The 13509-nt window shown below is 43.8% G+C and carries 10 protein-coding genes; 1 reads left to right on the top strand and 9 read right to left on the bottom strand.

From position 1 onward, the window contains the following. Positions 1-1608, bottom strand: a 1608-nt coding sequence (gene thsB, locus MNV_RS06990) for a thermosome subunit beta (RefSeq protein WP_096204767.1), incomplete at its 3' end; no start/stop codon positions are given. A 923-nt stretch (positions 1609-2531) separates the two neighbouring features. Here thsB and MNV_RS06985 point away from each other — a divergent pair. After that, entirely contained in the window at positions 2532-3071 is a 540-nt protein-coding gene (locus MNV_RS06985; protein WP_096204765.1) for a KH domain-containing protein, read from the top strand. Between the two features lie 30 nt (positions 3072-3101). Here the strand turns inward: MNV_RS06985 and MNV_RS19465 are convergent, their stop codons facing one another. The 8 genes from MNV_RS19465 to MNV_RS06950 all read right to left on the bottom strand — a co-directional run bounded on the left by MNV_RS19465 (position 3102) and on the right by MNV_RS06950 (position 13448). Next, entirely contained in the window at positions 3102-3290 is a 189-nt protein-coding gene (locus MNV_RS19465) for a hypothetical protein (protein WP_096204763.1), read from the bottom strand. Positions 3291-3599: 309 nt separating this feature from the next. Beyond that, positions 3600-3881, bottom strand: a complete 282-nt coding sequence (locus MNV_RS06975; RefSeq protein ID WP_096204761.1) for a CBS domain-containing protein — start codon at positions 3879-3881, stop codon at positions 3600-3602. Continuing rightward, positions 3878-4471 (bottom strand): transposase, encoded by a 594-nt coding sequence (locus tag MNV_RS06970; RefSeq protein ID WP_256999982.1) that lies wholly within the window; start codon positions 4469-4471, stop codon positions 3878-3880. Before MNV_RS06970 ends, MNV_RS06975 begins: the two co-directional genes overlap by 4 nt. Before the next feature lie 26 nt (positions 4472-4497). Then, positions 4498-4674, bottom strand: coding sequence for a hypothetical protein (locus tag MNV_RS19460; RefSeq protein WP_179293849.1), 177 nt, complete (start codon positions 4672-4674; stop codon positions 4498-4500). A gap of 291 nt (positions 4675-4965) precedes the next feature. Beyond that, on the bottom strand, positions 4966-5193 hold the full coding sequence (locus tag MNV_RS06965) for a hypothetical protein (protein ID WP_096204757.1): 228 nt from the start codon (positions 5191-5193) through the stop codon (positions 4966-4968). Between the two features lie 5 nt (positions 5194-5198). Beyond that, positions 5199-5402 (bottom strand): hypothetical protein, encoded by a 204-nt coding sequence (locus MNV_RS06960; protein ID WP_096204755.1) that lies wholly within the window; start codon positions 5400-5402, stop codon positions 5199-5201. A gap of 4 nt (positions 5403-5406) precedes the next feature. Continuing rightward, positions 5407-12345: a hypothetical protein gene (locus tag MNV_RS06955; RefSeq protein WP_096204754.1), complete on the bottom strand. Its 6939-nt coding sequence runs from the start codon at positions 12343-12345 to the stop codon at positions 5407-5409. After that, positions 12342-13448: a JAB domain-containing protein gene (locus MNV_RS06950; RefSeq protein WP_096204752.1), complete on the bottom strand. Its 1107-nt coding sequence runs from the start codon at positions 13446-13448 to the stop codon at positions 12342-12344. The genes MNV_RS06955 and MNV_RS06950 overlap by 4 nt, the downstream gene beginning before the upstream one ends. Positions 13449-13509 lie beyond the last annotated feature (61 nt).

The raw sequence follows: 13509 nt of genomic DNA, 5'->3' as shown, positions 1-13509 counted from the left end.
TCCGGGTGGCATGCCTCCTGCAGGCGCGGCTTTGCTTGAAAGCACATCATCTATCCTCAGGATCATGGTGGCTGCTTCCGTAGCAGAACTGATAGCCTGTGTCTTTACTCTGAGGGGCTCAACCACGCCTTCTTTCCACATGTCCACGACTTTTCCAGTGAACACGTTGAGCCCCGCTGTCTTATTGCCCTTCTCATGCTGGCTTCGCATCTCCACAAGCATATCAATGGGGTCAAGACCAGCATTTTCAGCCAGAGTCCTGGGGATGATTTCAAGCGCCTCAGCAAATTTCGCGACAGCCAGCTGTTCCCTGCCTATTAATGTGGCTGAGTATTCTCGCAGGCGCAGCGCCAGTTCAACCTCTGGCGAACCACCACCTGCTACAAGTGTCTCATCCTCAATTGCAACTCCAACAACACGCAACGCGTCATGAAGCGCACGCTCGGCTTCATCCACAACATGCTCGGTTCCTCCGCGAAGAATAATGGAGACTGCCTTGGGGTTGTGGCACCCGGTGACATATGTCATTGCCTCCTCACCGATCTTTTTCTCTTCTACAAGATCTGCTTTTCCAAGGTCAGACTCGCTGATTTCCTTTAGACCTGTCAGTATCTTTGCGCCGGTTGCGCGTGCCAGTTTTTCCATGTCGCTTTTCTTTACGCGCCTTGCTGCGTATATGCCTGCTTTTGCAAGATAATGCTGTGCAATGTCATCTATTCCCTTCTCAACAAAGACCACATTTGCGCCGCTATCGATCACTTTGCTGACCATGTCGTGCAACATCTGTTCTTCCTGGTCAAGGAATAACTGGAGCTGGTCTGGTGATTTTATTGAGATCTCGGCTTTCACTTCTGTCTTTTTGATCTCGAGGGCTTCGTTTAGCAGAAGTATTCTGGCATCATGGACATTCTTTGGCATATTGGTATGGACTCTTTCCTTATCGATTACCATGCCTTCGATCAGCTCTGATGCTTCTATACTGCCACCCACTTTCTTCTCAACTTTGATATCTTCAATATCTGCTGTATATTTGCCATTCTCTTTATCAACCACTGCTAATATGGCATTTACAGCAAGGATGGCGAAAACATCCTTGGACGCTTCAGCTCCCTTTCCGGTAATCGCTGTCACAGCGATTTTTAATAATAAATCCTTATCTTCCAGGGTCACTGGTTTTGCAAGGGTTTTGAGGATTTCTTTTGCTTTTACCGATGCAAGCCTGTATCCGCTGGCGATGACTGTGGGATGCACACCCTGCTCTAAGAGTTCTTCAGCATTCTTCAGGAATTCACCTGCAAGCACTGCTGCCGTTGTTGTGCCATCCCCGACCTCATCATCCTGGGTCTTTGCGACTTCCACGATCATCTTAGCTGCCGGATGCTCGATGGCCATTGTCTGGAGAATGGTCGCACCATCATTCGTGATTACGATATCCCCCAGCGCGTCCACGAGCATTTTATCCATACCCTGTGGTCCCAGGGTCGTTCTGACTGCTGCAGCTACAGCCTTGGCAGCCATGATATTGTTATGCTGCGCTTCTCTTCCTTTTGTTCTTTGACTGCCTTCTCTTAGAATAAAGATTGGCTGTCCTGCTAATTGTCCTGCCATAAATAACCTCCATTTCGATCGTGACCTGGTCTTCAACCTCCGTGCCGGTACACGAAAATCACAAAGCTCTGGATGCTTAAAAGGGATTCGAGCCCGGGCGGGAACGAATTCCATAGTTATTCCGCACACAGTTTTACCTATGTTTGGTGTTTCTATATCATTCTAAACTTACGAGATTACCACGTAGGCTTAGATAATGATCACCCGGTTTACTCTCCATGTAATATGTTAGCATTAATAGCATTTATAAATTTTGGTTATCAGAACAAAGGTGGTTACCAACGCATACTCAAAATCATTGGTAACTTTTTCCGTACCAGTGTAACTTGTTACAACAGGTAAAATCATTATTCAACAAATAGACTCCTCAACATATCCATATTCTCTTTAATCTTCAGTCTTTTATCCCATTTTTCTAAATGTTTCCGTTCTATTAAACCTCCTCCGATCTTTATTATTACTTCAGCAGCTTCTTTTTCATTAGGTACCTTCAGAATTGCTGATTTTTCAAAATCAACTCTTCCTAAGTACTTTTGTTTTGATCTCTTTTCTACCCTGTCTCAATATGTGAGATATTTGTACTGATATCCCTTGATTTCACGTATGAACTCCTTTGCCATTATTCCTGTTGTAACAGGTTACAATAGAATAAGAATTTGCTAACATAATTTTTACTTGCACATGTTGTAACTGTTACACTGGTTTACTGCAAGCATGAAAAACAGTTAAATTTAAATGGTGAACCTATGAATTGGTAACCACCACAAACTCAGATAAACTAATTGGATATGGCAAATCTTGAGACTCAAAAAGCCAAATTTTATAGGACTGCAGGCTAATTTAGGAATAGGGAGCGGCTTTAAACATCCTTATAAATAGTGACGAGTTTATTTCAGTCATAAAGAGACAGAAAGAGGAGGAAAATGACAGAGTACATTAAAGTTCCGCTAGAGAGAATAGCGGTCCTGGTAGGTCCGAAAGGGAGTACCAAAGAATTAATCGAGGAAAAATCAACTGCTACGCTCAATATCGATAGCGATAGCGGGAATGTGGAGATACAGGATCCCAGAGACACACTGAAGGGAGTGCGCGCACGAGAGGTTGTCCATGCTATAGCCCGGGGTTTCAGTCCTGAGAAAGCCCTGAAGCTATTTGATAACGAAGATCTCATGTTCGAAACAATAGATCTATCAAATATCGCCAGGGAAGAAAAAGACCTCGAGCGCATCAAGGGAAGGATCATTGGCAGTGACGGCAAGACACGGGATTTTTTTGAGAACCTGACCAATACGAACATTTCCGTGTATGGAAAAACCGTATCGCTGATCGGATATCCTGAACAGAACGCGGTGGTAAGAAAGGGGATCGACATGCTCCTTAAAGGGGCTGCTCACGGTCTGGTTTATAAGTTCCTTGAGAAAAATAGAAGTGAACTTAAACAGTCTGAAATGGGTTTATATTAGAGTTCTCTGGTTATCGGATACAAGGGGAAGTTAATCCGAAATCAATCCTGCTTTACCTTTTTCGTTCTTCTTGGGAGGTTCTTTCCGTATTTCTGAGAGCTCAGATTTCAGTTCCAAGACGGTTTTTTCAAGTTTTTCCACCCGCTCTGTTAAAAGAGCCAGCTTTTGCTCTATAAGTTCATCAATGTGCATTTGGATGATATTATTAATTCTGCCCATATACAATCCTCGGATCAATAAATGGTTAGTATCTATCAATACCTTCGCCATTATGGAGTATTAACACTACCGATTTTTGTTATTTTATCCTAACAATTCTTAAATATCGTTCTCTCATGCAGGCGCATGAGTTAATACAGGGGCTTTAAGTGTAGCGCGATGGAGCGACTGAGAGACGGAACGAGGCAGAGACCCTTAATTGCGCCCTATGTGGGGGTATCAGATATGAAACAATTCTTGATTATATTCAATCGCCACAGTCGTAGCACTAAAGTTTTTTCAATTCCGTGAATTCCACCCCCAGTGAATTTAAGGTGCTCCTCCAGCTATTGCCTTAAGATGCTTTGCAATGTCGGTTTCTGTTATTATGCCAACAATTCTCTCATCTTCAAGGACTACAAGTCTTCTGACACCCTTTTTTCTCATTAACTTTGCAGCTTCTTCTATGCTTTCATTTTTTGAGACGGTAAACAGGTCTTTGCTCATGATTTCACTGACTTTAACGTCTCCTGGATAGAGTTCCTCCGCCACAACTTTGTTGATTATGTCCTTTTCAGTTACAATACTAACGAAGTCACCTTTATGTTTCACCAGATCTGGGGGTTATAGGAATATTCAAAGATTTTTTTGTTATTTTTGTTATTCGGCATGAGCCTGCTCTCAGGGTCGGTAGCATTTACGGCACTCTCTGATTTTTCAATTTCTTTTTCAATCTTTTCAATCTGTTTCTTGATTTTTTCTTTTTGTTCTTTACTCCCTGATTGGTATCTCTCTTTTAGCTTTTCAGCTATCGTTTTATCGAAGATGTTATCAGGCAGATCATCGATGTTCTTATCACCATATATCCTATCCTCTTCCTCATCCACCCTGATGCCTTCTTCCAGTTCTCTTTCAATGAGTTCCTTCAATTTTGAAAAATCATCTTTTGTGATCGCACTGTAATTTGATGCATTGGCTCTTATCTTTGTCCCATCGATGCATATGTGACCTAGAGATATCATTCCAAGATCTTTTGCAAATTTCACGACTTCCTGAAAGGATGATTTGATAAGTTCAAGATTGTTTTTCCGAAAGTCGCCTATTGTCCTGAAGTCAGGCTGGAGAAGTCCTGCAAGGTACATATATACCACGTTCTCCCTCGCATTTTTTGCTATCTTTCTTGATGACCTTATGCCGTCTATCTGTCCCAGTATCAGCAGCTTGAGGATTATCTTCGGATGATATGCAGGGTGTCCTGCTCCCTCGTATCTTTTTCAATATCGGTTAAATCCATATTCTGAATTATCTTATCTACCAGATAGCAGATATGATTTCTTGGGATGAGATCACGGATATTGGGGGGCAATAATAGCTGCTGGTCTTTTAGGTCTTTATAGAATGTCATATTGTTTTTCAAAACTATATTTGTATGATATAAATGTTTTGAAATATTTTCGCAAGCTATAGACTTGATTTTAGGTAATTTTTTAAGATGCTATAAAGTGATTCGATTAATTATCGGACAGCCTCTTAATAGTGCAGGGCTTGTTAGCGTTTTTTGCTTATAAAGCTTTCTCGCTGATGGTGCAGTTCTGTGTTGAAATGTATTTCTCAACCATTTCCCACCTATTCTCCACAGATCCCTAAAAGCAGCTCAACGCTCTTTCTGTTAGCGTCTTTTTCCTTCAGTACCCTTTCAAATTTCTTTCCTCTGCTGCCGTCTTTGAATTGCATTTAGTACTTCCTCCTTCTTTATTACCTTGATAATGATTTCATCCCCTTCTATATCCCATTTCAGTAAGTCTCCTGGTTTGAGCTTGAAAAAATTCCTTACCATCGCCGGAACAAATGCGTACTGCGTGGTGGGTCTGCTTCTCGGCGACAGTATGGGTTTTACGTTATCGGGTAACGTAATCTGACTCATCTTGGTTAAGCTCCCCTGTGTTTATACTCGATTCTTGTATCTTTCATTTTAAGCTCAGAGTTCGCTTCTTTCAAGTCCTTTTCAGCTATTATTTTTTTACAGAGAGGACAGCCGATGCTCTTTTTTATTTCCCCTAACTGGTAATACAGGGGAATCATCATTCCCCATGTAGCTATAAAAAGTCCAATTATTTCAATGTCAGTTGCCATACTTTCACCCTCTTAGAATTATAACGTCAGCCTTCAAGTCGTCTGATGTCAGCTTGATAATGCCAGCCTTTGCTTTCTTTACAATTGCCCTACCGAATTCGGCCTTGATGAATTTCTCAGCAAACTTCTTGATTGGTTTCTTAGCCTTGGCAGGCTTTTTCGGTTCTATATGTATTGGTTCGACCCTGACCTCATGCTTTGGCTCATGTTTAGGTTCTGGCCTGGGTTCAGTCTTGACTGTCTCGACTGCTTTTTCAACCGCTTTTTCAACCTTTGGCTCTGGCTTTTCAGATGATTTCTCAACCAGCTTTTCGATCCTTCTCTTTAACTCAACTGCAATGTACCTGGGTGAGAGACCGCCTATCCTGATTGCCTCGGCAATCTTTTTATCAACGATTCTTTTAAGTCCATTCAGAACTTTCTCAGCTTCCTGCTTTGCCTCTCTCTCGGTCTTTATCCCTCTGACGATAGATGTTCCCGATCTGCCCTCAGTAACAGAATAACCCGCAGCACCCTTGGTCTTATGCAGGAACAGGTCATGTCCTTCAAAGCCTTTGATGGTAATAGGCTTCCCTTCCACTTCCTCGAAACTGTGTTTATCGGTATCAATATCAAAAGCACAGATAAAGAACTTATCCGGCTTCGCTACGAAATGAGCAGTAGGCTTTAACGGCTTCCTGGGCTGCTGGACTCCTTTGATGAACGGTTTGACCTTATTATAGTCCTCATCTGAGAGATGCCCTGTGGCTAAAACATCTTTCATTTCGCCTTTGGCTGCCTGCTTCTCGATGAGTTTGACCCGTGTACCCCATTCATAGGCATCGTATTTATCCAGGTCAATTCTAAGAATCTTCTCAGCTTTTTTTTTCGCTGTGAGTTCACTTAACTTGCGATCCTGTTCTTCCTTATGCTTTTTCGGCTCTTTTATCTCATACTTTTTCTGGACGATTGTTTTATGCTGCAAAACTACTTTATCACCTACTGGAATAATTGCATAATCCGCAAGGTCAATCCCCAGATTATGAGCTTCCTGTTCAACATCAATCCCGAATGATTGGTTTACGGACTCTATCTGATCCTTCCCAATTCTTTTCTCGGCAAATGCCCTGAACTTCGGAACTAACTGGCGTGCCTCCTCAAGTGAGACCTGGATATTCTTGTATATATCCTTCGCCATCACCTCATCGCTCAGGAATTTTGGGGATGCCAAAGCTCCTGTCGTCAGCATGGTGCTTTCAATATAACTCTTGAACATGAGTTCTGGCACTATGACCTTGGCAGGCTCAGCCTTCGGCTCTGTATGTACAGGTTTGACCTCAACCGGCTCAGGTTTTGCAGGCTCAGCAGCAGGCTTTTCCTTTTCTGCTTTTTCCGCTTTTTCCCGTTTATTCCTCTCTGCAATCGCTCTGGCTCTCATATCTTCCAGGATGCTAAGATACTTCTCAGAGGTCGCCTTTGGAAGTTTTTGAGCGTCCTGTATCAAATCCCTCACAAGATCGGGCACAAACCAGAGACTCCCTATCTCTGCTTTTGAATAATCATCCATGCGGTACTTCTCAAGCTCCCTCCCGATTCTGGCTTCTATTCTCTGAGCTTCGGTAAACTCCTTTGCATTCAGTAGTTCAGCCTCATCTACATCGCCAGGAGTCAATTCACCGGTCTTTAATAACCCTTTATTGGTTCGCCATACCCATTTATCATCCAGGCTGTTGAAATACGGCTGTTCTAGGGAATATAATGTGTCCCCTCTAACCCTGCTCGTACCTACTTGTTTTAAGAGTTTGGGTTCAGTCAGGGTCTTGGGAGTCCACATAACTTTCTCATCGCCTCTCACGCCATGAACCCATAACACGCTCTCGCCTTTCTGCAAGAACTCTTTGAGTTCATTGAATGTCCCGAATACTTTTTGCCACCAGGAAGAAAAGCCTTTCACATAATAATTCCATGACCACGTATTCAGGTGCGGAGCATACAGCGCAGTCCACTGCTCAAGTGTGTATTCAGGTCTCTTGTATTCAGGCTCTTTAGGCTTCTCTTTTTCTGCTGGCTTTTCCTCAGTCTTCTCCTTTTCTTTCTGTCCGAACTGCGTTTCAGCTTGCGCTCCTGTGATCCGGTTTGCGCTCATCAGTGCATACTCAGTCCTCTTTCGCTGCCACGCTCCAATTGAAGGCGACCAATGCCATCCTTCCCCTTTCAGCTTTGAAATAATGTCCTGGGAAGGCTTCTGGTCAAAGAATATCTGGACTCTATCATCTTCCTGATTATCCAGGATATGCCCATCCGTAAACTCAAATTCTCTGGTCTCAGTGACTTCTTTTCTTTGCAGTTGTGCTATTCGGTCTCTTAACCTGTGAATCTCCTGATTATTGTTTTGCAGGTGATATGAGAACCCTTTGCGTCCTGCAAAGTCCTCCGTCAATAACTCTCTTGCCCTCTGTTCTGAGAATCCAAGACTAACAAGCTGCTTTAGTTTTGAATCTCCCTCGATCCCAAGCTCAACCTTTTTCCGTATTATTTTATTCGCTTCAACCATCATTTCTTGAAGTTTCTCAAGGTCTTTTAACTTCTTTTCAAGGAGCGGAACTTCCCCTCCGGCTTCCTCAATCGCTTCCCCTTTGAGCTTCCTGATAATGGTTTTCTCTGCTCTGTCCTTCCAGTCAAGCATCTCCTGGAATCTCTTATCATAAGATGCATTGGCTTTTTCTGCTCGTCTTGTGGGGAATTTCGACCCACCGGTAATGAATGAGCTTATCGTCCTGCCATGCGCTGCCAATTTCTCATTGTACTTCTGGGCATATCCTGCCTGGAACTTCTGCATTTCCTCTATGAGGAGAGCTTTCTGAGCAGGGGTTTTGGCATATCTCTTGAGGTTGTCATATACGTTCTGAACGTCCTGTACGAACCCGCTTATCTCCTGTTCTGCTCTCTTTTCAGGGTCAAAACTTGTCCCCATGTGTGACCTGTCTGCAAGCGTTTTATTGATGAGCGATTTATTGGGTACAAATTCAGTTACTTTTACCGGCTCAGTCTCCGCTTCCTTCTTCTTTTCCTCTGCTGGAAGTGCTTGAACTACGGGTGTCACAGTTGATGATCCCATTATTATCGGGGCATCCTTACCAGTCTCATTGGCTATCTTTTCAGCATAGTACCGCTCAAGTGATTTTCCAGATGCGGGAGGCTCACCATACCCCAAATCCTTCCCAAGAGCTATCGCCATGCTAAGAGCATCATTGCGGTCTCTGAGATTCCCGATCTCACCTTTATAGAGTATGTACCTCAGCATCCCAATTCTATCATTTCGGATTCCTTTATAATCCTGAATGCCGTGAGCCTTTTTCGCCCATTCTTTAACTTCCTCAGTCGGTGCTGTCTCCTTCATATTTTTAGCCTCCGCTTCTTTCTTTTTATCGTAAATGTACTGCGTCAAGCCGGTCAGTCTCGAAAAAATATCGTCCTGCTGTTCTTTCGGCAGTCTATCATAAATTTCTTTATAAGCAGTTTGCCAGTCCGATTTGTATTTCTCTACGCCTTCGGGTGTGTCTATCTCCTTTTCAGATTTATCAAGCCAGTCGTTTAGTACCTGATAGTCGCTCTTGGCAGTCTCAAGTTTTCCAGGCTTTTCGGGTTTAGAGAACATTTCTTCAAGCCCTACTCCGAGCCTGGCATATTCCTTGTAGCTATCCCGCTCCTTATCTTTCAGGGAGTCGTAATACTCCTTTACGGTCTTGAACCCTGATTCCTTAGCTTCCTCCAAGAACCATGCATAGGTTTCTTTTGCCTGCTTTGTGACCTCTTTATCTTTGCCTATCTTCCGCAGGTCAAGAGCATGACCCAGAGTATGCCTGCCGACCTGGATACTGCCTGTGAGAGGGATAAGTCCATGTTCCCCGCATACAAGCCCTTTCTCTGTCAGAATGAGACCCCTGAAACATTCTGGACACCGGAAGGCTGTTTTGCCTTTCAATGCACCGGATGCGATTCTTAATCTGCTTGATCGCTCCCCTTTATCCACGATTAAGCCGGTCATGTCTATATCTGCCATACCTGTATGTGCAGGTTTAACCTTCTCGCAGGCATCCTTCATCCCGCATTCATCACAGGCTACCTTACAGGCTTCTTGTTCTCCCTGATTGCACTGCTCCATCGCATAATCGCAAACCTGAGCTTCGGCTTTTGCAGATTTATCCCCTTCCTTGCCTTTTGGCGATCCGTATGTCTTTATCAGCTTCTCTTTTGCTTCATGATAAGTCAGGTCAGAGACTTCTTTCATGAAGGTCTCAAAGTCCCCTAAATCCTCAGCACCTAACAACTGCTTCCACAGTCTCAATAGCTGCTGCTTCATTATCGGGTTCGGAGGAGAGCCTATAAGGTCTCCTGGGTTCTTTCTCAGACCCATCAGATCAGGGTACTCTTTCAGAACTTCCTCTGGCACTGGCAAACCATGTTTTATCGCTTCCTCGACATGCTCTCTATGGTACTGCGGGAAGCCAAAATCAAACCCTCCTGCGTGCTCGGAGCGCATATCGACATACTCTTTTAGGGTCATCTCCCAGGGCTGCTTTACGTCAGATTTATCAGATTTTTTAACCGGTGCTGCTGCAACGTGCACCGGTACAGGAGCGGGTGCAGAGGTCATCCCGACCTTCTTATACGCAAGGTCAAGTTTTTTCTTAAACTCAACCTCGATCATCGGCAGCAGTTTTAAGAAGTCATCATGAGACCACCATCCAGGGGTTTTCTCATAGAACGGCAGTGGATTGTACGCCGTGCTGCTTTTCTGGTTCTTGAACGCTATGTATTGCTCGACCAGACGTGCAAAGATTTCTTCCTGCCTGCGCCAGTAGCTCCCAAGGTGCGCTCTCAATAACCGTGCCTTCTCCTTTTCCTCTTTTGTCTTTTTCGGAGACAGGCTGAGCATATTATCAACACCGTAATAATTGTTTATCCGTGCTGAGGCTTCGCCTATCAGTTTTAAGTCGTATTTTGGCCCAGTCTGCGGTATCTCGTTTTTTGCTATGTCATCAATAAAGTGAGCAATTTCATGAGCGGTAGCATTCGTACCGGCTATCCCCATTGTAACGGTTTTCTCTGTTGGATGATACATGCCTCCCGCTTGCGATAAGAAGGGATACTTTCCGCTTGTATGAGCAACAGTGATGTTCTCTGTTTTCATTACCGGAATTATGTTGCCGATAACATCTTGAACATCTTTTAGACCTGAAACGATTTCTTCAATCTGCTGCTTTGTGATAGGCTTGCCGTCCTGACGCTTTACCTTGACACCGGCAGTCTCTTTTGTGCCTTCAACGACTGCTGCGCTCACATTCGCAAATGATGTTTTCCAACCCTTCTCATATCGCTCCCTGGCATCCCTGGCTTTTCTAAACTCATGGTATTGCGCTATGACATCGGCAGGAACGGGTTTACCTGTGGAGATCGCCTTCTTGACTTCCTTGATATATTGCTCATGGTAGTGGTCTTTATGTTTCTCAAGCCACTCAGGGGAATTGTAATTCTCAATTGCCTTTTCCCAATAAGGCATCCTACTAAGACTGGTCTCAAGTGTTTTTCGAGCTTGTTTCCAGTTCCATTTCAGGGTCTTATCCTCTGGGTCTTTTTTGAGCTTGGCTGTGAGTTCTTCAAAGTCTTTCTGCTCCCTCTTGACGTAATCAATATTCTTCTGGTACTTTTTGATCTCCTGGTCTCGATAGAATTTTATTGCATCCAGTTCCTTATGACCCCATGCATGCATCTTAGCGGTCTCCTCTGGGGTTATCGGCTGCACTTTTGATATTTCCCGCAGCCTTTCGCTATAAGCCCTGGATACTATCATCCCTGGATCGGTTTCACTTCTCAAGCCGGTCACGGATGGCAGGGAGTCCAGGAATGCCGATACATCTTTACCCACTGCATCAAGCTCCTCACGGTTCTTTGCAGCCTTGGTCCTCGCTATAAGGTCGCTTATCGATGATTCTTTCAGTTCTTTTTCTTTGTACAGCCTATCGATTGTAGCCTGGATAAGCGCATACACCTTATCCATCTTTTCTTGAGGTATATTGTACTTGAAAGATAGCTTGTTTAATTCATGGTTAATGTCTGCTGCTTCTTTAACCGTTTTAGATGCCCGTACCCTCTCCATGATATTCTCGACCAAAGCATCAACTTCGCTTTTTTTCCCGGTCTTGAGTTCTGTATGTACAGGTTTGGCTTCAATGGCTTCAATGTCTGGTAATGGCTTATCGCTTAAAACCGCAACGTGAATACAGTTCCTTGCATCTGTTCCAGGCTTTGTTTTAAGCATGAACTCATCTAAGTCCACGTTATGCTTGATCGCCCAATTATAAACATCAGCAGGGCTTAAATGATAGGTTTCAGCTAAGTATTTGGAGGTTAATGCCTGCCTGCTGCTTTTGGGTATCTTTTTGATCTCTTCTAAACTCAATCTCCTACCTGGAAGTTGTTTTATTGCCTCTGAATATGAGATGTGTTTTCTTGGAAGCTCAGTAGTCCCATGAAGGTTCTCTCTTATCCATCCCTTATTCCAGGCTTCAAGGTACGGTTTTGCTTCTCCAACTTTGCAGTCCTTTATTATCTTCAAAAACTCTTTATTGTGTGCGGGAGCGATTATACCTTCTTTAAAAGCCTTTGCCCCTAACGATTCTGCTAAAGCCAGCTTTTCCTTTTCATTATCTTTCTTTTCTATTTCAAACTCGGTCAGCCTGTGAGAAGTACTTGCTCCTCCTGTTAATGAGATTTGCCCTTTGACCTTGCTCTCTTCCTGCTGTTTTTCTTTCAGAGACTTGATCCATTCCTCAGCCTTACTTTTCCCTATCACCTTTGGAGTTTTTGGTTGGGCCTTATCTTTTCCGAACTCCTCTTTATGGGTCTCTACTGATGGTAGGTCATCAAAAGTAAGCTGTGGATTATCAATAAGTCCACTCATACAACTCCCCGTTCTTTCAGTGAAACAGACCCATCCTTCCCGATAATCATGCTATCAAGGAGGTCTATGCCAAGCAAACCAAAAGCGTCTTTTAATCTCTTGGTCAAATCCATATCCTCTTTTGAGGGCTCTGGATTGCCTGAGGGATGATTATGAACGAATATAACGTGAGCACTGTTATTCAAGACAGCACCTTTTACGGTTTCTCTGGGATGCACTATTGACGCATTTATTGACCCTGTACTGATGTTCTCGATACCCACTACCTGATTTTTCGTATCAAGATGGATAATTTCTGCATGCTCCCTGTCATGATCTTCCATGTTCTTCATGAGCCTGACAACATCTTCAGGAGAGTTGATTTTGACATTGGGTTTCTTCCTCATGATTACCTGCTCAATCCTGAACGTATATGGCAGGTCTTTGCTGTGCTTTGTCTGCTTCTCAAGCTCTTTTTGCTGCTCTTCCAGCAGCTTCTTATACTCCCGCTCCTGCCTGTCAAGGTCAGCCAGCCTCTCTGGATCGCTCTGACTTTTTGCTACCCGCTCCTCAAACTCCCGCTTCTCTTTTTCATAACCTTCTTTTCCAAGAAGCTCCTCAAGGGTTTTCTGCTTATCACGCAGGATCATGTTGCCGGTATCCCCTGCTTCACCATAGATAACTGGGTTCTTCCTTGCACGTTTAATCCTCACAACAGGGCACTGAAAATGGTCTGCAATCTCCTGTATCTCCTCCTTTGTGGGATTCTCGATGAACACCCTGGGATTCGATAGGCTGGCTTTTTGTCGAATTGCAGCACAGGCAATGCAATAGGGGTCACTGCCGGTTCTTAAACAGTCCCTTGTATGAGGGATATATTCAGGTTTCATACCTGCATGTACAGGTACGGCTTTTTTGCCTCTGACCTTTCTATGGATACTTCCGTCCCTGGCGATTATCAGAGTTGGGTTTTTTCTTACACCCTTTCTTACACCCAGGTCTTTTCTAAGCCTGCCATAGCATTTTTCACAGAGATGGAAGGGGAGTGTGCCAATCAAAACTCTTTTAGTGGCTTCTCCCTCGCATATTCCATATGCGTCAGTTGCATATCCTTCACATTTCATTTTATTACCTCTCGCTCTTTGAATGCTACCTCATTTTGCTCAGACCAGCCAAAATCAAGTC

The organism is Candidatus Methanoperedens nitratireducens (assembly GCF_900196725.1).
Lineage (GTDB): Archaea > Halobacteriota > Methanosarcinia > Methanosarcinales > Methanoperedenaceae > Methanoperedens > Methanoperedens nitroreducens_A.
Note: the sequence above shows the minus strand (reverse complement) of the source record. Positions and strands in the feature narration are given on the sequence as shown.